This is a genomic window from Mesorhizobium sp. B1-1-5 (genome assembly GCF_006443065.1).
Taxonomy (GTDB): Bacteria; Pseudomonadota; Alphaproteobacteria; order Rhizobiales; family Rhizobiaceae; genus Mesorhizobium.
On sequence record NZ_VFWS01000010.1, the window covers coordinates 1 to 18,682 of the forward strand.

Sequence of the window (18,682 nt, forward strand, 5' to 3'; positions counted from 1 at the left end):
TGCGCGCGACTACGCGGCGCTGATCGAGGCGCAGGCGAGCGGGCGCGTGCAATATGCGATCTATTCCGCTCTCGCCTATGCCACGGCCTCGGAACGCTGCGGCTGTGTCGAGCCTCTGGTGGCGCCGGTCGATGCGGACGGCGCCGTCGGCATCCGTTCCGTCCTTGTGACGCGCGACGGCCGGCTTCCGGACCTTGCCGCCATGGCTTCGCACCGGATCGCGATAGCGCCGGCCGAAAATTTCGGCGGCGCGCTGCTGCCGCTGGCGGCGCTGCCGGCCGAAGGCGTCAACATCACGCGGGATTCGCCCTTTCTGGCGCGCGCCGCTTCAGCCACTGCGGCCGAGACGATGCTCGTCGGCAGCGAAGCGGACGCCATGTTCGGCTGGGAACCGGCCGATACCGGCGGCCGGTCCAGCCGTTCCGAGGGCACCGTCGCGCGGCTGGAGGCTGCCGGCGTCCCCGAGGCGTCGCTTCGGGTGTTGTGGACCTCGGGCCTCTTGCGCTTCGGCCCGCACGCCGTCCGCAATGATCTCGATCCCGAGGCAAAGCGCCGGCTGACGGTCTTCCTGACCAATCTCAGGTCCCAGACGCCCGACATATACGACCTGCTGGAGGCGGCGCATTCCGGTGGCTTTGTGCCGGCGGCGTCCAAGGATTACGCTATGGCCACGGCCATTGTGCGGCACGCATCCGACGGCCGGGACTGACCGTCAGCAATCGCTGCAGGGGATCTTTGGGCTCCTGCGAGGCCGGAGATAATAGGTCTCGCTCATCTTTATGTGGCTAAAGGTCGACAACAATCCAAGCGCCTTCTGCTGGTTGTTGTTCTCGCTCCAGGCGATGACGGGCACATAGCCGAGGTCGCTTTCCACGCGGACCAGGAAAGTGTTGCGGATTATCAGCGTCGAGGGGACGGTCGTGGTGTCGCCGGGATTGGCATCGACGCTGTAGGTGTTGCCCACCAGCTTGCGCGACCACGCCACCCTCACTGTCGGCGACGCCTCGTCGGATATCTGTATGCCGGTGATGATGATCGTCGGATCCGAGCGATTGTAGGGCCGAAGCGTCGATATGCCGATCTTCATCATTGCATCGAGGTTAGCCTTCACGACGGCCTGCTGCTGCGTGACGAGGTCCGCGACCATGCTGCCGATGCGGCTGACCTTCTTGCCGGTCTCGATGGCCTGCGAGGCCTCCATCGTTATGAAGTACATGATCAGGAGCACCGGCACGATGAACGCGAACTCGATCGCCGCGACGCCGCGGCGATCGCGGCAAAACCGCGCCACCTTCGCCGAAATCCCCCGGAGTGCCCCCGCACTATGCATATCGTCCTCCACGCCGCGGCTTAGCCGTCGAGCAGTCTCAATTGTCGTCGAACGGTTCGTTCTGCCAGGTCACCGATGCGAAATGCAGCGTTTTCTTGTCCTTCAGATTTGCCATCGACTGGGCCAGGAAATCGGTCATCACCGGCCATTTGTAGAACACGCGCAGCATGTTGATGGTCTCTGCCAATCCGGGCGAGACGGTTGGGGTCGTCGAGTTCGTCCCCTGTGTAAGCACGATATCTCCATCCACGATCTTGAAGCCCGCCGTGGCGGCGTCGGCGAAACTCGGATATTCGCGCAAATCGACCAGCAATCCCGGGCAGTCCTTGGCCACCATGATCTCAAGTCTGCTGCAGATCAGCTGCTTGATCGAGGCTTCTGTGACGTTCGACTGCTGCAACTGCCCGGTCCGCAGCTGGCGGGCGACATCGTCGGTGACGTTGGCCATCACCTCCTGGCCTGCGAACGAAATGCAGCTCTCGAGGATGGCGAAGACGAGAAGCGCGAACGGGATGGCCAGCATCGCGAATTCCATCGCCGTGCTGCCGCGCCTGTCGCTGAAGAAGCCGGGGCGGACTCGGACCCGCGCCTTGTTGTCCATGCCGTTGCCGGATGTGGCATCCTTGCTCATATTGCGTTCCTGCCGATCCCCTTTGCGGTACCGGCGGCAAGGTTAGCGATAACCCATTGAGTTCCGGTTTTGATGATCGTTAAATTCGTCGGGCACGCTTTAAGCTGTCTTTAATGCCCATAGGTTCGCCCTCGCAGGGCTCAGTGCCCGGCGCTCATTTCGGCTTCGGAAGTTTTCTCGGCCTCGCTCTTGAAGGCGCTCTCGCAATAGGGCGTGCAGGACATGGTCTGGACGTCGGCGCGTCGGTAGATGCGCACCGAGGAGGCGGCTTGTCGCACGACGGTCACCTGTTCGTCGATGATCGGGCTGCCTTCCGAATCGAGCACGACCAGATTGGTGACGCCGAAGCCCTTACCGGTGAGAACGATGGTCGAGGCGTCCTGCACGGAGGCGTCGGCGATTGCCGGATTGCCGATGACGACCGTATCGGCCCCGCGTGACAATTTGACGATCTTGGCCTGGTTCATGGTGACTTCTATGCCGGCGCCGGCCCTGGCCGGCATGACCAAGGCGGCAGTTGCCAGCAGCGCGGCGACTGGAAATAGCGATCTCGACAACGTCATTGAAGCGCTCCGGCAGGCAGATTCTTCAACGGAACATGAACGAGATTGGTGAACCAACGGTTAAGCCGGGCCCGCCATGATTAAAGACCGGCTCGCCTGGTGCGTCATTCGTCGATGGTGCTTACTGTTTTAGGAATATTGCACAAGCGCCGGTTTCCAGGGATCCGGGCCGGCTGGCGATGTTTAGGCCACGGTTAACCACACAGTGCGTTCGTCACCGGAAAGGAATCGGTAAGGCTGTTTATTAAGCCGATCGAAACGGCTTCTCCCTAGATTTGCAGCATCCGATCAACCCGGAAGAGAAGTTGACGGAAGTGCTGTAACACGTGGAGTAGGAGCTCTCGAATGTCTAATCTTATCGCACGTTTCGTGAAGGACGAATCCGGCGCGACCGCCATCGAATACGGTCTGATCGCCGCTCTCATCGCGCTTGCCATCATGGTTGGCGCTACCCAGCTCGGCGGCGCGCTGAACGCCAAGTTCGCCAACATCGCCGCTACCCTCAACGGCGCCACGGCTCCGTAATAAGGCTGCGTACTGCGCCTTTTGGGCAGAAGGAAAAGGGCCGCCAGCTGGTGGCCCTTTTTTCATGCAGTCGGCCGATTTTGATCGTCCGGCCTCATCGATCGTTAATCCAGCGCGCCTAGGATGCCGCTGAAAACATGCCACAGGCACGCCGCATCCATGCTTGAAGCCGTGATCTTCGTCGTCTTTCCTTTCTGCATGCTGTTCGCTGCGATCTCGGACACGCTGTCGATGACGATCGCCAACCGCGTTCCCGTGCTGTTGGTGGCGACATTCGCGCTTGTTGCGCCGCTCGCCGGCATGGACTGGGCAACCTATGGCTGGCACTTCGCCGCCGGCGCCCTTGTGCTTGCCACGACCTTCGGCCTTTTTGCGCTCGGCGGCATGGGCGGCGGCGACGCCAAGCTTCTGGCCGCGACCGCTCTGTGGATGGGCCTCAACATCAACCTGATCGGCTATCTGGTGACGTCGGCTTTCATCGGCGGCCTGCTTACCCTCGCAATCCTTGCCTACCGGAAATCGCCGCTCGTCACGTACACCGGCCACAGCCGATTTCTGCGCCATTTCGCGGATGAGAGCGCTGGCATCCCATATGGCATCGCGCTTGGCGCGGGTGGACTGATCACTTTCCCGGATTCGCCGCTGATGGTCTGGGCGCTGGAGAGGCTCACGACATAGGCCCGGCGATCTCGATGTCGGCGGTCCCCAGGCGGCCGCCTTTCATCAGATCGGAAGGCGGCCCCGGCCGCTTTTTCTGTTAACGGCGGGCCGTTCAATCCAATTTGAGTAAACCTTAAATTAATCACGATCGTAAGCATTACATTAACCTTGTTTTGACGATTGCAGCTGCAAAGTCCGGCCTGGCGAGGTGGTTTGCCATGAGGCGAAGGGTTTCGGACGAATGCCAGCATCCCGATTGATTATTCTGGGCGTGGCTGCGGTCGCGGCGGGTGGCGCGGGCTACGTGGCGAAGAACATGGTCGTCGCGCCGCCGCCTCAGGTCATTGTCGATGCGCCCAAGCAGCCGGCGATCGCATTGCAGGATGTGCTGGTGCTTTCCGGTGACGTGTCGATGGGCAGCCAGCTCGGCACCAACATCGGCTGGGAAGAATGGCCGGCCGATGGCGTCAACGCCAATTTCATCACGCGCGCCGCCGAGCCTGACGCGATCGAAAAGCTCAAGGGCTCGGTCGCCCGCGTTGCCATGTATACCGGCGAGCCGTTGCGGCGCTCCAAGCTGGTCGGCGAGGGGCAGAGCTTCATGTCGTCGATCCTGCCTTCCGGCATGCGCGCCGTCGCGACCGCGATATCGGCCGATACGTCCGCGGGCGGCTTCATCCTGCCCAACGACTTCGTCGACGTCATCATGACGCGCCGCGCCGACACCGGCAACGGCGGCAGCGGCTTCAACACGGAGACGATCCTCAAGAACATCCGCGTGCTGGCCATCGACCAGACCATCCAGGAAGACGAGGAAGGCAAGAAGACCAGGGTCGGCCAGACCGCGACGCTGGAGCTGACGCCGCAGCAGGCGGAGATCATCACAGTGGCGCAGCAGATGGCCGACCGCCTGACGCTGGCGCTGCGCCCGATAACCGACATCCATGAAAAGACGACGGACGAAGCCGACTATCTGGTCAACGGCAACGGCCGACGCGGAACCGTGCGGCTGATTAAGTCCGGCGAGGTTTCCGAGGTGGGAGCAAGGAAATGAGGCTGAACGGTAAACTGCTGCCCTTCCTGGCCGCCGCGGCGATCGGTTTTTTCGTGCTCGGCACCGGCGCCCCGGGGCTGGTCGAAGCCAAAGCCGCGGGAGCCGGCGTGTCGGCTTCCGTCGCCACGCAGCGCGTCAAGCTTGGCCTCAACAAATCCGTGGTCATCGACTTGCCGAGCGACGCCTATGATATCCTCGTCGCCAATCCGGCGGTTGCCGATGCCGTGACGCGCACCGCGCGGCGCATCTACCTGTTCGGCAAGGCGGTCGGCGAGACCAACATTTTCGTCTTCGGCCCCAATGGCGAGCAGATCGTCAGCCTGGATCTGGCCGTCGAGCGCGACGTCGCAGGGCTGGAAGACTATCTCAAGCGCTTCATCCCATCCTCGCAGATCAACGTCGAGCTTCTCAATGATAACGTCGTCCTGACGGGCATGGTCGACACGCCCCTCGATGCCAAGCGGGCCGTCGACCTTGCAACCATCTTCGTGTCCGGCGGCGAAGCGACGACGGGTCAATATTCGCAGACCGCCGCCGGCGGCTCGGTCAATGGCGGCGTCGACATCAACAACCCCGACCAGGAGCGCCGGACCTCCAAGATCGTCAACCTCTTGCAGATCATCGGCGACGACCAGGTGACGCTCAAGGTGACCGTCGCCGAAGTCAGCCGCTCGGTGATGAAGCAGCTCGGCGTCAACATGGTTGGCCGGGGTGGCAGCAATGGCATCAGCTATGGTGCGATCAGCGATACTTTCCCGGGTCTGGGCAAGCCACTGTCCTCCTCAGGCTTGAGCTTCGCCACTTCATCATTGCAAGGCACCATCAACGCCATGGAGCAGTCTGGTGCCATGAAGACACTGGCGGAGCCAACGTTAACGGCGGTCTCCGGGGAGAAGGCGACGTTCAAGGTCGGCGGCGAATACAATATAGTGACCTCCGTCACCAGCAACAAATCGACAGACAATCAGAATGCCGACAGAACCTGGACGTCATCGAAGGTCGACTATGGCATCGGACTGGAATTCCAGCCGGTGGTCCTGTCGGCTGGCCGTATCAGCCTGAAAGTGAGAACTGCGGTGTCAGAGCCGACGACGGAAGGCTCCGTTGCATTTGGCGATACCAACATCATATCGCTGCGCAAGCGCTTGGCGGATACGACCGTGGAGCTGCCTTCCGGGGGATCGATGATGATCGCCGGACTTGTTCGTGACGATGTGCGCCAGGCCCTCAACGGCATGCCTGGCCTGACAAAGATACCGGTCCTCGGCGCTCTGTTTCGTAGCCGTGACTTCGTGCGCAACGAAAGCGAGCTCGTCATCATCATCACGCCTTACCTAGTCAAGCCTGTGGCACGCAACGATCTGGCGAAGCCTGATGACAATTTCAATCCTGCGAGCGACGGCGCCGGCATGTTCCTCGGCCGCGTCAACCGCGTCTACGGCACCATGCAGACCGACAGGCCAGCCGGCCGCTACCACGGCGTCGTGGGCTTCATCTACAAATGAGTGGGAATGCGGATATGTCCAAGTCAGCATCGAAGGTCATGACGGTCCGGACAGCATCCGGTATCGCAAGGATCCGTCGGCAGGTGGTCCCGGCATTGGCGGTCATGCTTGCCGCGTCGCTCGCAGGTTGCGCCAACCGCGACAGCGTAACCGTCGGGTCGATACCGGACGACTACCGCACGACTCATCCGATCGTCATTGCCGAGAAGAACCAGAAGATCGACCTGCCGGTCGGCGCCGGTGATCGCGGCATGACCGGTGCGCAGCGCGATACGCTGCTCGGTTTTCTCGACGGCTACGACAAGAGCGCCGCGCCGGCGCTGACGATCGCGATGCCGGCCGGGTCCGCCAATGAGCTTGCCGCCCGGGCCGCGGGTCGCGATTTTGCTAGGCTCGCCATGGCGGCAGGCGTCAAGCGCAACCGTATCGTCATGACATCCTATCAGTCGGCGGTGCCGGAGGCGTCAGCGCCGGTGCGCGTCGCCTTCGTCGCGGTGAGGGCCCAGACCGACAAATGCGGGCGTTGGCCCGAGGACATGCTGGAGACGTCGCAGAACAAGCACTACGCCGACTTCGGCTGCTCCTATCAGAACAATCTCGCAGCACAGCTGGCCAATCCCAATGATCTGATCGGGCCGCGCAAACAGTCCGACATAGATGCCGAAAATCGCGGCGCGGTGATCGACAAGTACCGCGAGAGGGGCATCTCGGACGAGTTCCTCGGCAATTCGGAAGTAACCTACTAAGCTGCGCCGGACGACGAAGAAAGCAGTCACGGAAAGAGCATGACGATGAGCAATCTTGCCTACGACACGCCCGCGGAAACCGGCGACCTTTCGCAGCAGGACATCGCCGCCATGCAGGCGCTGCGCCCCGTGCCGCGTATTTCGATCCAGGCCTTCTGCGAGACCGAGGGGGTCGCCAACCCCGTCGAGCGCGCCGGCGAGGATCGCCGGATGGCCAAGGCCCATCTCAAGGTCCATATGGGCGGCATCCCGACCGCGATCGAGTTCTACCAGTCCGCGCCGACACCGAACCTGATCCTGCTGGAATCGCGCAGCGAACCGCAGCAGCTGCTCGAACAGCTCGGCCAGCTCTCGGAATATTGTGATCCGTCCTCCAAGGTGGTGGTTATCGGCCACTACAACGATGTCGGGCTCTACCGCGAGCTGATCCGTTCGGGCATTTCCGAATATGTCATCGCGCCGGTCTCGATGACAGACATCGTCAGCGTCGTGTCGTCGATCTTCGTCGATCCGGATTCGGAGCCGATCGGCCGCTCGATCGCGTTCATCGGCGCCAAGGGCGGCGTCGGCTCCTCGACCATCGCTCACAATGTCGCCTGGGCGATGTCTTCCCTGTTCAAGTCCGAGGTCGTCATCGCCGATCTCGATCTCGCCTTCGGCACCGCCAACATCAATTTCGATCAGGATCCGGCGCAAGGCATCGCCGAGGCGGTGTTTTCACCGGAGCGGGTGGACGAGGTCTATCTTGACCGTCTGCTTGCGCAATGCGCCGAGCATCTGTCGTTGCTCGCAGCTCCCTCCACGCTCGAGCGCGTCTACGATTTCGACTCCGAGGCCTTCGCGCAGATCATAGAGACAGCGCAGCGCAGCGCGCCTCTGCTTGTCCTCGATGTCCCTCACGTCTGGAGCGGGTGGACCAAGAGCACGCTGATCAAGGCGGACGAGATCGTCATCACGGCCACGCCCGAGCTCGCAAATCTTCGCAACACCAAGAACATGGTGGACATGCTGAAGCGGCTGCGTCCGAACGATCCGCCGCCGAAGCTGATCATCAACCAGGCGGGAGTGCCGAAACGGCCCGAGATCGCGGCGTCCGATTTCGCCGAACCGCTCGGCATCACGCCGATGGCGGTGATCAACTTCGAACCGCTGCTGTTCGGCAATGCCGCCAACAACGGCCGCATGCTCTCCGAGATGGACGCCAAGAGCCCCGTCGTGACCACCATCAATGAAATAGCGCATGTGCTGACCGGACGCAGCGAAATCAAGACAAGGAAGAAAGCAGGCCTGGGCTCGATCCTCGGCAAGCTCTCGCGCAACAAGAAGTGACGCTGATTGAGCGGCATCGGGTAGTCGATCATGTTTGGTAAAAGAGGCAAAGACGACGGCAGCCGGGCAACGCCCGAATTCCGTCCGCCGGCATCCGCTCCCGCCGCCGCTCCAACCGGGACGATGACGGCCGAACGACCGGCCGCGCCGCCGTCCGGCACGCCGGCCACGCCGCCGGCGCGCCGGCCCGTCGAGGCGCCGCCCATGGCGCCGGAGCCGCCAAGACGGATCCAGCGCGAGCGCTCCGAGACCTATTACGACACCAAGAGCCAGGTTTTTTCCGCGCTCATCGACACAATCGACCTTTCGCAGCTCGCCAAGCTCGATCCCGAGAGCGCGCGCGAGGAAATCCGCGACATCGTCAACGACATCATCGCGATCAAGAATTTCGCGATGTCGATCTCCGAGCAGGAAGAACTGCTCGAGGACATCTGCAACGACGTTCTGGGTTATGGACCGCTGGAGCCGTTGCTTGCCCGCGACGACATAGCCGACATCATGGTCAATGGCTCCAAGAACGTCTACATCGAAGTCAATGGCAAGGTCGAACAGACCGGCGTCCGTTTCCGCGACAACCAGCAGCTGCTCAATATCTGCCAGCGCATCGTCAGCCAGGTTGGCCGCCGCGTCGACGAATCGAGCCCGATCTGCGACGCACGCCTGCCCGACGGCTCGCGCGTCAACGTCATCGCGCCGCCGCTGTCGATCGACGGCACCGCGCTCACCATCCGCAAGTTCAAGAAGGACAAGCTGACGCTGGACCAGCTGGTCAAGTTCGGCGCCATCTCGCCGCAAGGCGCGGAAATCCTCAAGATCATAGGCCGCGTCCGCTGCAACGTCGTCATCTCGGGCGGCACGGGCTCCGGCAAGACGACGCTGCTCAACTGTCTGACCAACTATATCGACCGCGAGGAGCGCGTCATCACTTGCGAGGATTCGGCGGAACTACAGCTGCAGCAGCCGCATGTGGTCCGTCTCGAAACCCGGCCGCCCAATCTGGAGGGCGAAGGCGAGGTGACCATGCGCGACCTGGTCAAGAACTGCCTGCGCATGCGGCCGGAGCGGATCATCGTCGGCGAAGTGCGCGGACCGGAGGTGTTCGACCTGCTGCAGGCGATGAATACCGGTCACGACGGCTCGATGGGGACGATCCACTCGAACAGCCCGCGCGAATGCCTCAATCGTATCGAATCGATGATTGCCATGGGCGGTTATTCCCTGCCGCAGCGGACGGTGCGCGAGATCGTCGTCGGCTCGATCGACGTGATCATCCAGGCGGCTCGCCTGCGCGACGGCTCACGCCGCATCACCCACATCACCGAGGTGGTCGGCATGGAAGGCGACGTCATCATCACCCAGGATCTTGTGCTCTACAACATCAAGGGTGAAGACGCCGGCGGCCGGCTGGTCGGCGAGCATGTGTCGACAGGCATCGGCCGTCCGCAATTCTGGGACCGCGCCCGCTATTATGGCGAGGAGCAGCGCCTCGCCAATGCGCTCGAGGCGATGGAGAAACGCGCTGACTGATGCATCTGGAGGTTGGAAGCAATTCCAGGAAAAGTGTGATGCGGTCGGGTTCGGCGACTTCGCCGTAACTTTCCGTCCGCAATTGCGTCAAGACAAAGAGACAGGGCATTTCGCCGTTTCCTTGGAACGGCGAAATGCCCTAGGGACCCCGGTCGATGTTCGGAATTGACACCACCGTACTGGCTTTCATCGTGCTTGCCGGCTTCAGCGCCGGCGCGGTGGCCTATGCTTTCCTGTTCACGCGCATCGACAACGAGAAGCAGGCTGGCAAGCGGCTTCAGACCATCAAGACAGCCGAAACGGACCGGTCGGTGGTGAAAGCGACGCGCGACCGCGCCGCGGAAGCGGTCAAGCGGCGAAAAAACGTTCAGGACACGCTGAAGCAGCTCGACGAGAAGCAGAAGACCAATGATCGCAACGTCAAGAAACCGCCGCTGAAGGTTCAGATCCGCCAAGCCGGCATGCAGGTTCCGATCGAGCGTTTCTATATCTATTCCGCTGTGTGCGGGATCATCCTGACGGCCGTTCTCTTTTTCCTCGGCGCGCCTCTATGGGCACTGCCCGGTGCCCTGCTGGTGGGCGGCCTCGGCCTGCCGCGCTGGTTCGTGTCGTTTCGTCGCACACGTCGCACCAAGGCTTTCCTGGAAGAATTTCCGAACGCGCTCGACATCATCGTGCGCGCGGTCAAGTCCGGCCTGCCGCTCAATGATGCGATCCGCCTGATCGCCAACGAATCGCCCGAACCGGTCCGGTCCGAATTCCGCCGCATCGTCGATTCCCAGCAGATGGGCATGTCGGTGCCCGACGCCGCCATGCGCATGCCCGAGACGATGCCGTGCAGTGAAGCCGGCTTCTTCGGCATCGTCATCCAGATTCAGTCGCAGGCCGGCGGCAACCTGTCCGAGGCGCTGGGCAACCTTTCGCGCGTCCTGCGCGACCGCAAGAAGATGAAGGCCAAGGTCCAGGCGCTGTCGATGGAAGCCAAGGCATCGGCCGTCATCATCGGCGCCTTGCCGTTCGTCGTCGCCTTCCTCGTCTATCTGTCGAGCCCGAACTACATCATGCCGCTGTTCACCACCAACGTCGGCAACCTGATCCTCGGCTGCTCGGGTGTGTGGATGTCGATCGGCATCCTGGTGATGCGCAAGATGATGAACTTCGAAGTGTAGGGGCGCGGATCCGGTGACAGAGCAGGTCGTCAAAACACTCACCGACCCTTCTTTTCTGATCGCGATGCTGGTCGGCATCGCCGTGTTCGCGACCGTCTTCACGCTCCTGCCGGCGTTCGGCGGCACGTCGCTCAAGTCGCGCATGAAAAGCGTGGCGCTCGAACGCGACAAAATGCGCGCCGAGCAGCGTGCGCGGCTGGCCAACGAGGCCGACCGCCGCCGCAAGGGCCTGCGCGAGGAACAGTCCATCGGCATGCGCAACATCGTCGACCGCCTGGATCTCAGGCGCGCGCTTGCCGATGAAAGCACGATCCAGAAGCTCAAGGTCGCGGGCTTCCGCGGCCAGAACCCGCTGACGCGCTTCCTCTTTTTCCGCCTGGTCCTGCCATTCGTCGGTTTTGCCTTGGCGGCCATCTATCTGTTCGTGCTTGGCGGCCTGCCGCAGCAGCCGGCCTTCATCAAGCTGTTCGTCTGTGTCGTTGTCGCCTATGGCGGCTTCTATGCGCCGATCCTCTACGTCAACAACCGCGCGACCAAGCGCAAGCAGTCGATCCAGCTGGCGTGGCCGGACGCGCTCGACCTGATGCTGATCTGCGTGGAATCCGGCATGTCGGTGGAAGCGGCCCTGCGTAGGGTTGCCGACGAGATCGGCACGCAGTCGGTGGCGCTTGCCGAGGAATTCGTGCTCACCAATGCGGAGCTGTCCTATCTGCAGGACCGCAAGAACGCCTACGAGAACCTGGCAAGCCGCACCGGCCTGGAATCGGTGAAGTCGGTGTCCCAGGCCCTGGTCCAGGCCGAACGCTACGGCACGCCGGTGGCGCACGCGTTACGCGTGCTCGCCTCGGAAAGCCGCGACATGCGCATGAACGCCGCCGAGAAGAAGGCCGCGGCACTTCCGCCGAAGCTTACCGTGCCGATGATCCTGTTCTTCCTGCCGGTTCTGTTCGCCATCATTCTGGGACCGGCCGGCATCCAGGTCAGCCAGCGCGGCATCTTCGGCGACCAGCACAGCTCCTCGAGCCAGTAAAGCAATTCCAGGAAAAGTGTCGAGCGGGTTTCCGTCCGGAATTGCGTAAAAACAAAGAGATAGGGCCGTTCGCTTCAAATCGAAAAGCCGCGCGGGATCCGCGCGGCTTTTTTGATTTCAACGGTGGTCGATTTGGCAATGCCGTCCGCGGTCAGTTCGTGGCGACCTTCGCCTTGTCCTTGTCCTGATCCTTCAATTGGCTCCAGGCGTTCTGCTGGGCAAGCATCTGGCGCAGATAGGCGACGTTGGCCTGCGCCTGTTCGGGCGACAGTTCCTGCGAGGCGATCTTCTCGGCTTCGTCGAAGCGGCCCTGCAGGCCGACGACCAGCGCGAGGTTCTGTCGCACCCTGCTGTCGGCGCCGGGCTGCTGCGCGGCGGAGCGCATATAGGTTTCCGCCGTGCGCAGGTCGCCTTCGAGCACATAGGACATGCCGAGATTGGACAGCACCGAAGGTTCGTTCGGCTTCAGTTCCAGCGCCTTGCGATAGTCTTGCCGCGCTTCGTCTTTCTGTCCCATCTGGTCGAGAATGGCCGCTTCCGCCGACACCAGCTTCCAGTCCGGATATTCGGGGGTCTGCGCGCGCCGCACGGCATCGAGGGCCGGTTCGAACTGGCCGTTGGCGGCAAGCGCCTTGCCATAGGCCGCAAGCACCTCGCGATCCTTGGGATAGGCGATCGCCAGCTTGCGCATCACCGCCAGCGACTGGTCGGCATCGCCGTCCATCTGCAGCGCCGCCGCGAAATTCATCGCGACGCGCTTGTCGCCCGGATTGCGGGCATAGGACTGGCCGAGCCTGGACGTGGCGGTACGCAATTCGCTGGACGACATCGTTTCCAGCGGCCTGCTGTCGGAGCGGGAGATGGAGCCAGTGGTGAACTTGCTGGTGCTGCCGCAACCTGCCACGCTAGCCGCCAGCGCCGCCATGAAAGCCGTGGTGATCAGACGCTTGGCTGTAAGGTTCAACGCTTCGGTCGGCATCGGCGCCCGGTCTCCATTCCTGTGCGGCCATTGGCTGGCCGTCTTCCCTCCGGCAGAAATATTCTGTTAACCCTAACGGACCGTTAAGAAGCGCCGACTCGAACGGTTCGGCCGGAGATCATCGCATGCCTGTCGAACTCGTTGAGCAGAAGCCGGAAGCCGCCTTGCCTGTCTATCTTGTGGCGAAGGACGCCCTTGAAGTCGCGGCACTGCCGCCCTCCGCCGTCGCCTGGGCAAGAGCCAACGGTTTTTCCGGCGAGGCAGGGCGCACGCTGGTCCTGCCGGGCGAGGGTGGCGAGCTTGCCGGCGCGCTGTTCGGGACAGGCGATGGCGAAAGCGTTCTTGCCCTCGGCGCGCTCGCAAGGGCGTTGCCGGAGGGCGACTGGCATTTCGCGTCGCGCCCGGCGCAACCCGATCTCGCGGCGCTCGCGCTTGTCCTCGGCGGCTATGTCTTTACTCGCTACGGCAAGAAGCCCGGCAAGGCTTTGCGCTTCGCGCTTCCGGAGGGCGCCGACGCGGCGCATGTCCGCAGTGTCGCCGACAGCGTGTTCCTGACACGCGACCTCGTCAACACGCCGACCAGCGACCTCGGTCCGGTCGAACTGGAAGAAGCCGCCCGAAAACTGGCGACCGCCCACGGCGCCGATATCTCGGTGATCCATGGCGACGACCTCCTGATGCGGAATTTCCCGATGATCCACGCCGTCGGCCGGGCCTCCACCGGCGCGCCGCGGCTGATCGACATGAGCTGGGGACGTAGCGACGCGCCGAAGGTGACGCTGGTCGGCAAGGGCGTCTGCTTCGACACCGGCGGCCTCGACATCAAGCCGTCGTCGGGCATGCTTTTGATGAAGAAGGACATGGGCGGCGCCGCCAACGTGCTGGGCCTCGCCGCCATGATCATGGCGGCGAGACTGAATGTCCGGCTGCGCGTGCTGATCCCTGCCGTCGAGAATTCGATCGCCGGCAATGCCTTCCGGCCCGGCGACGTGCTCAGGAGCCGCAAGGGCATCACAGTCGAGATCGGCAACACGGACGCCGAAGGCAGGCTGATCCTGGCCGACGCGCTGGCGCTGGCCGACGAGGAGCAGCCCGCTTTGCTGGTCGACATGGCGACGCTGACCGGAGCCGCCCGCGCCGCGCTGGGGCCCGATCTGCCGCCCTTCTACACCAACGACGAGACGCTTGCCGCCGACCTGGGCGCGGCGTCGGTCGCGGTCGAGGATCCACTGTGGCGCATGCCTTTGTGGCGACCCTACGATGCAAAGCTTTCCTCGAAGATCGCCGACATCAACAATGTGACGACGGACGGCTTTGCCGGATCGATCACCGCCGCGCTTTTCCTCAAGCGCTTCGTCGAGAAGACCGACAGCTGGGCGCATTTCGACATCTTCGCCTGGAACCCGGCCGACCGACCCTACGGCCTGACCGGCGGCGAAGCCCAAGGCATTCGTGCGCTGGAGCGGATAATTACGCAGCGATTTGTCTGAGCCGGAAGACCAAGCGGCAGATCGTCACTGAAACGGAACCGAAACAATTTGCCGGCATGCTTGGGCGATGTCGATCTCGATGCGCCCGAGCCAGGCCTTGCGACTGTGGCAGCAGGTGATGCTGGCCCAGGTGCGCGACGGCGAGCCCGATCTCACCATGCGCCAGACGGCTATCCTGTTCACCATCTATCTCGATCCGCCGCCCCATACGGTGCGCGGGCTGGCCGCCAAGCTCAACGTCACCAAACCGGTCATCACCCGGGCGCTGGACACGATGGGCGCGCTGAAGCTGGTCTCGCGCCACCGCGACGAGCTCGACAAGCGCAACGTGCTGATCCGGCGCACGGTGGAAGGCGCGCTCTTTGTCGAGCGCTTCGGCGATGGTATCGTCGCCAGGGCGCACGAACTGCCCATCTGACTCATTGCCCCCATCTGAGTTCATTGCTGATTTGACTGGATCATCGATTTTGACCGCCAGGGATGCCCGCCTTCATGCCTTCCGCTCCGACCTTGCCGATGCGAGGCTGAAGGGCGAGGTCGCCGCCGACCGCTTCGTCACCGGCCGCCCGGCGCGGATCACGGCGTCGGTCGCCGACCTGCGCAAGGCGCCGCGCCCCGACGCCGGCGTTAACACGCAGGCGCTGTTCGGCGACGACGTGCTCGTCTTCGAGGAGGCGGAAGGCTGGGCCTGGGTGCAGGCCGAGCGCGACGGCTATGTCGGCTATGTGGCCGACAATCTGCTTGGCGCGCGCGAACATGCGCCCACGCATATCGTTTCCGTGCCGCGCACCTTCCTTTATCCGGGCCCCGATTTGCGCTTCCCGATCAGCGGGCAGCTGTCGATGGGATCGACAGTGACGGCAACCGGCTCGGTCGAGACGCGCGGCACGAATTACGCGCTGCTGCCCTCCGGCCAGGCGATCATCGCCCGCCATTTGCGATCGATTGCCGAGCTGGCGGAGGACTACGTCACGGTCGCCGAGAGCTTCCTCGGCACGCCTTATCTCTGGGGCGGGGTCTCGGGCTTCGGCATCGACTGTTCCGGTCTCGTGCAACTGGCAATGCGCATGACGGGCAAGGATGTCCTGCGCGACTCCGATATGCAAGCGGCGTCGATCGGCACGCCGTTCGAGCCGGGTCCGGACTATTCAGGTCTCCGGCGCGGCGATCTCGTCTTCTGGAAAGGCCACGTCGCGATCATGACCGACGAAAGAGACATGATCCACGCCAACGGCCACACCATGCTGGTCTCGCGCGAAGGGCTGAAGGAAGCGGTCGACCGCATCGGCTATCTTTATGGCGGCCCGACGGGGTTTCGGAGGCCGTAGCGCCTTCACCTCTCCCCCTGTGGGAGAGGTCGGATTGCCCCGATTTGTCCTTCACAAATCGGATGGCAATCCGGGTGAGGGGTAGCTTGGCGTCAAGCTTCATCGTCGTCCCAAGCCCCCCGCGTCTCACTCCGCTGGAACACCCCTCATCCGTCTCGGCGCTAGCGCGCCGATCCACCTTCTCCCACAAGGGGAGAAGAAAAAGAGCGCTGATCCCCTTTTGTTCCGATTTTCCTTGGCGATTGCTTGCCGCCGCGCTACGTCTTGCGCGTGACCGAGCAGCCGCGCCTTGCCGAGCAGAATGCCGCCATCCTGCTGCCTGAGCCATTCGTCAGATGGTTCGGCGAGAAGGGCTGGTCGCCGCGCGTCCATCAACTCGAGCTGCTGGCGAAGGCTCAAAGCGGCCAGTCGGTGCTGCTGGTCGCGCCGACCGGCGCCGGCAAGACGCTGGCCGGCTTCCTGCCGTCGCTGACCGAGCTGGCCAACCGTCCGAAGCGAAAGCCGGGCGAAGCCCGCCGCGGCATCCACACACTCTACATCTCGCCGCTCAAGGCTTTGGCCGTCGACATCGAGCGCAATCTCGGCAAGCCGGTCGAGGAGATCGGCTTGCCTGTCACCATCGAGACGCGCACCGGCGACACGCCTTCGCACAAGCGCCAGCGGCAGAAACTGGCGCCGCCCGATATATTGCTGACCACGCCAGAACAGCTCGCTTTGCTGGTCGCTTCGAACGACGCCAAGCGCTTCTTCGAGGATCTGCGTTATGTCGTGCTCGACGAGCTCCATTCGCTGGTCACCTCGAAGCGCGGCCATCTTCTGGCGCTCGGCCTGGCGCGCTTGCGCGCTTTTGTCCCCGGGTTGCAGACCATAGGCCTGTCGGCCACGGTGGCCGAGCCCGACGAGTTGCGCCGCTGGCTGGTCAGCCAGGCTTCTCCAGGCGCCATGTCCGAGCTCATCGTCGTCACGGGCGGCGCGAAGCCCGAGATATCGATCCTCGACTCGGAAGAGCGGGTGCCCTGGGCCGGTCACTCCGCCCGCTACGCGACGCCTGAGATCTACCGGGAGATCAAGCGCCACAAGACCACGCTGCTGTTCGTCAACACCCGCAGCCAGGCCGAGCTGCTGTTCCAGGAGCTATGGCGCGTCAATGAAGACACTTTGCCGATAGCGCTCCATCACGGATCGCTGGATGTCGCCCAGCGCCGCCGCGTCGAGAAGGCGATGGGCGAAAACGCGTTGCGAGCCATCGTTGCCACCTCGACGCTCGATCTCGGCATCGACTGGGGCGATGTGGATCTGGTTGTGCATGTTGGTGCGCCGAAAGGAGCGAGCCGCCTGGCGCAGCGCATCGGTCGCGCCAACCACCGGATGGACGAGCCGTCGAAAGCGATCCTGATCCCAGCGAACCGCTTCGAGGTGCTGGAATGCCGGGCGGCGCTGGATGCCAATTATCTCGGCGCCCAGGACACGCCGCCGCTGGTCAATGGCGGGCTCGACGTGCTGGCCCAGCATGTGCTGGGCTACGCCTGCGGGGCGCCGTTCCATGCCGATACGCTGTTCGATGAAGTAAGGACGGCAGCGCCTTATGCCAGCCTGGACAGGCCGACATTCGACCGGGTCATCGACTTCGTCGCCACCGGCGGCTACGCGCTGAGAAATTATGAGCGCTATGCCCGCATCCGGCAGACCAAGGAAGGCTTGTGGCGGGTTTCAAATCCGGCCGTCGCCCAGCAATACAGGCTCAATGTCGGCACCATCATCGAAGTGCCGGCGCTCAACGTTCGTTACGTCCAGGCCGGCAGCAGAGGGGCGGCCTCGCGCGGCGGCAGGGTGCTGGGAAAGATCGAGGAAGCGTTTCTAGAGACTTTGACCCACGGCGATACCTTCATGTTCGGTGGCAAGATCTTGCGCTTCGAAGGCATTCGCGAGAACGAGTGCTTCGTCTCGAACGCACCGGGCAGCGATGCAAAGGTGCCCTATTATGGCGGCGGCAAATTCCCGCTTTCGACCTATCTCGCCGAGCAGGTGCGGGCCATGCTCGACGACCCGCAACGTTGGAAGAAACTGCCTGAGCAGGTCGCTGACTGGTTAAGATTTCAGGCGGACAAGTCCGTTTTGCCGAAACGCGACGACCTGCTGATCGAGACTTTTCCACGCGGCAACCGCTATTACCTCGTGGCCTATCCGTTTGAGGGCAGGCTTGCGCATCAGACACTCGGCATGCTGCTCACCCGCCGGCTGGATCGGGCGGGAGCCAAGCCGGTCGGCTTCGTCGCCACCGATTATGCGCTGGCCATCTGGTCGCTGGCAGACATGGGCTGGATGTTCAAGAACAGAAAACCGTCGCTGGCCACGCTGTTCGATCAAGACATGCTGGGCGATGACCTCGAAGCCTGGTTTGCCGACAGCTGGCTGCTTAAGCGCACCTTCCGCAACTGCGCGCTGATTTCCGGGCTGATCGAAAAACGCCATCCCGGCAAAGAGAAAAGCGGCCGCCAGGTGACCGTCTCGACCGACCTGATCTATGACGTGCTGCGCAGCCATGAACCCGACCATATTCTGCTGCAGGCTACCCGCACGGATGCCGCGACCGGGTTGCTCGATGTCAGCAGACTTGCCGAGATGCTCTCGCGCATCCGCGGTCGAATCATGCATAAGAATCTCGAACAGATATCGCCGCTCGCCGTGCCGATCATGCTCGAAATCGGCAAGATGCCGGTGAATGGCGAGGCGGACGAAACGCTGCTGATGGATGCCGCCACCCTCGTCGAAGAGGCCATGGGGCCCGAAATGACAGACTGAAAGAAGGCCTGGGA

Annotated in this window: 18 protein-coding genes; 14 read left to right on the forward strand and 4 right to left on the reverse strand. The window is 63.0% G+C overall.

What is annotated here, in order from left to right; genetic code table 11:
* Positions 1–709: PhnD/SsuA/transferrin family substrate-binding protein (locus FJ980_RS05995; RefSeq protein ID WP_140542017.1), on the forward strand; the 709-nt coding region annotated here is incomplete at its 5' end.
* Between the two features lie 3 nt (positions 710–712).
* On the opposite strand, the gene FJ980_RS06000 is transcribed toward FJ980_RS05995, so the two are convergent.
* The 3 genes from FJ980_RS06000 to FJ980_RS06010 form a co-directional block, all read right to left on the reverse strand.
* On the reverse strand, positions 713–1,330 hold the full coding sequence (locus FJ980_RS06000; RefSeq protein ID WP_140542018.1) for a TadE/TadG family type IV pilus assembly protein: 618 nt from the start codon (positions 1,328–1,330) through the stop codon (positions 713–715).
* Positions 1,331–1,367: 37 nt separating this feature from the next.
* Complete coding sequence (locus tag FJ980_RS06005; protein WP_140542082.1) at positions 1,368–1,931, reverse strand: TadE/TadG family type IV pilus assembly protein; 564 nt, start codon at positions 1,929–1,931, stop codon at positions 1,368–1,370.
* A 170-nt stretch (positions 1,932–2,101) separates the two neighbouring features.
* Positions 2,102–2,524, reverse strand: a complete 423-nt coding sequence (locus tag FJ980_RS06010; protein WP_140542019.1) for a pilus assembly protein N-terminal domain-containing protein — start codon at positions 2,522–2,524, stop codon at positions 2,102–2,104.
* A gap of 345 nt (positions 2,525–2,869) precedes the next feature.
* Between FJ980_RS06010 and FJ980_RS06015 the strand changes: the two genes are divergently transcribed.
* From FJ980_RS06015 to FJ980_RS06055, 9 genes are all read left to right on the forward strand, one after another.
* Entirely contained in the window at positions 2,870–3,049 is a 180-nt protein-coding gene (locus tag FJ980_RS06015; RefSeq protein ID WP_095765933.1) for a Flp family type IVb pilin, read from the forward strand.
* A gap of 159 nt (positions 3,050–3,208) precedes the next feature.
* Complete coding sequence (locus FJ980_RS06020; RefSeq protein WP_140542020.1) at positions 3,209–3,727, forward strand: prepilin peptidase; 519 nt, start codon at positions 3,209–3,211, stop codon at positions 3,725–3,727.
* A 223-nt stretch (positions 3,728–3,950) separates the two neighbouring features.
* A complete protein-coding gene (gene cpaB / locus FJ980_RS06025) occupies positions 3,951–4,763 on the forward strand; it encodes a Flp pilus assembly protein CpaB (RefSeq protein WP_140542021.1) in 813 nt (270 codons plus the stop codon).
* Positions 4,760–6,268, forward strand: a complete 1,509-nt coding sequence (locus FJ980_RS06030; RefSeq protein WP_140542022.1) for a type II and III secretion system protein family protein — start codon at positions 4,760–4,762, stop codon at positions 6,266–6,268. Before cpaB ends, FJ980_RS06030 begins: the two co-directional genes overlap by 4 nt.
* Positions 6,269–6,282: 14 nt before the next feature.
* The gene (locus tag FJ980_RS06035) at positions 6,283–7,014 is read left to right on the forward strand and encodes a CpaD family pilus assembly protein (protein ID WP_140542023.1); all 732 of its coding nucleotides are present in this window, start codon (positions 6,283–6,285) and stop codon (positions 7,012–7,014) included.
* A 39-nt stretch (positions 7,015–7,053) separates the two neighbouring features.
* The gene (locus tag FJ980_RS06040; protein ID WP_140542024.1) at positions 7,054–8,343 is read left to right on the forward strand and encodes a CpaE family protein; all 1,290 of its coding nucleotides are present in this window, start codon (positions 7,054–7,056) and stop codon (positions 8,341–8,343) included.
* Positions 8,344–8,373: 30 nt separating this feature from the next.
* Positions 8,374–9,870 (forward strand): CpaF family protein, encoded by a 1,497-nt coding sequence (locus tag FJ980_RS06045; RefSeq protein ID WP_140542025.1) that lies wholly within the window; start codon positions 8,374–8,376, stop codon positions 9,868–9,870.
* A 155-nt stretch (positions 9,871–10,025) separates the two neighbouring features.
* Complete coding sequence (locus tag FJ980_RS06050; RefSeq protein ID WP_140542026.1) at positions 10,026–11,039, forward strand: type II secretion system F family protein; 1,014 nt, start codon at positions 10,026–10,028, stop codon at positions 11,037–11,039.
* 13 nt (positions 11,040–11,052) lie between these two features.
* Entirely contained in the window at positions 11,053–12,069 is a 1,017-nt protein-coding gene (locus tag FJ980_RS06055) for a type II secretion system F family protein (protein ID WP_140542027.1), read from the forward strand.
* A gap of 151 nt (positions 12,070–12,220) precedes the next feature.
* Here FJ980_RS06055 and FJ980_RS06060 read toward each other — a convergent pair whose 3' ends face one another.
* Positions 12,221–13,048: a tetratricopeptide repeat protein gene (locus FJ980_RS06060; RefSeq protein WP_140542028.1), complete on the reverse strand. Its 828-nt coding sequence runs from the start codon at positions 13,046–13,048 to the stop codon at positions 12,221–12,223.
* 125 nt (positions 13,049–13,173) lie between these two features.
* On the opposite strand from FJ980_RS06060, the gene FJ980_RS06065 reads away from it, so the two are divergent.
* From FJ980_RS06065 to FJ980_RS06080, 4 genes are all read left to right on the forward strand, one after another.
* The gene (locus FJ980_RS06065) at positions 13,174–14,538 is read left to right on the forward strand and encodes a leucyl aminopeptidase family protein (RefSeq protein WP_140542029.1); all 1,365 of its coding nucleotides are present in this window, start codon (positions 13,174–13,176) and stop codon (positions 14,536–14,538) included.
* 67 nt (positions 14,539–14,605) lie between these two features.
* The gene (locus FJ980_RS06070) at positions 14,606–14,956 is read left to right on the forward strand and encodes a MarR family winged helix-turn-helix transcriptional regulator (protein ID WP_040985896.1); all 351 of its coding nucleotides are present in this window, start codon (positions 14,606–14,608) and stop codon (positions 14,954–14,956) included.
* A gap of 49 nt (positions 14,957–15,005) precedes the next feature.
* Positions 15,006–15,866, forward strand: a complete 861-nt coding sequence (locus FJ980_RS06075) for an NlpC/P60 family protein (protein ID WP_181181116.1) — start codon at positions 15,006–15,008, stop codon at positions 15,864–15,866.
* A 270-nt stretch (positions 15,867–16,136) separates the two neighbouring features.
* Complete coding sequence (locus FJ980_RS06080) at positions 16,137–18,668, forward strand: ligase-associated DNA damage response DEXH box helicase (RefSeq protein ID WP_140542084.1); 2,532 nt, start codon at positions 16,137–16,139, stop codon at positions 18,666–18,668.
* Positions 18,669–18,682: the final 14 nt, after the last annotated feature.

Bases quoted from the DNA above. Each gene is read 5' to 3' on its own strand.
- FJ980_RS06010 (WP_140542019.1), bottom strand. From the start codon at position 2,524: ATGACGTTGTCGAGATCGCTATTTCCAGTCGCCGCGCTGCTGGCAACT.
- FJ980_RS06050 (WP_140542026.1), top strand. From the start codon at position 10,026: ATGTTCGGAATTGACACCACCGTACTGGCTTTCATCGTGCTTGCCGGC.
- FJ980_RS06035 (WP_140542023.1), top strand. From the start codon at position 6,283: ATGTCCAAGTCAGCATCGAAGGTCATGACGGTCCGGACAGCATCCGGT.
- FJ980_RS06065 (WP_140542029.1), top strand. From the start codon at position 13,174: ATGCCTGTCGAACTCGTTGAGCAGAAGCCGGAAGCCGCCTTGCCTGTC.
- FJ980_RS06030 (WP_140542022.1), top strand. From the start codon at position 4,760: ATGAGGCTGAACGGTAAACTGCTGCCCTTCCTGGCCGCCGCGGCGATC.
- FJ980_RS06040 (WP_140542024.1), top strand. From the start codon at position 7,054: ATGACGATGAGCAATCTTGCCTACGACACGCCCGCGGAAACCGGCGAC.
- FJ980_RS06000 (WP_140542018.1), bottom strand. From the start codon at position 1,330: ATGCATAGTGCGGGGGCACTCCGGGGGATTTCGGCGAAGGTGGCGCGG.
- FJ980_RS06060 (WP_140542028.1), bottom strand. From the start codon at position 13,048: ATGCCGACCGAAGCGTTGAACCTTACAGCCAAGCGTCTGATCACCACG.
- FJ980_RS06005 (WP_140542082.1), bottom strand. From the start codon at position 1,931: ATGGACAACAAGGCGCGGGTCCGAGTCCGCCCCGGCTTCTTCAGCGAC.
- FJ980_RS06020 (WP_140542020.1), top strand. From the start codon at position 3,209: ATGCTTGAAGCCGTGATCTTCGTCGTCTTTCCTTTCTGCATGCTGTTC.
- FJ980_RS06015 (WP_095765933.1), top strand. From the start codon at position 2,870: ATGTCTAATCTTATCGCACGTTTCGTGAAGGACGAATCCGGCGCGACC.
- cpaB (WP_140542021.1), top strand. From the start codon at position 3,951: ATGCCAGCATCCCGATTGATTATTCTGGGCGTGGCTGCGGTCGCGGCG.
- FJ980_RS06045 (WP_140542025.1), top strand. From the start codon at position 8,374: ATGTTTGGTAAAAGAGGCAAAGACGACGGCAGCCGGGCAACGCCCGAA.
- FJ980_RS06070 (WP_040985896.1), top strand. From the start codon at position 14,606: ATGTCGATCTCGATGCGCCCGAGCCAGGCCTTGCGACTGTGGCAGCAG.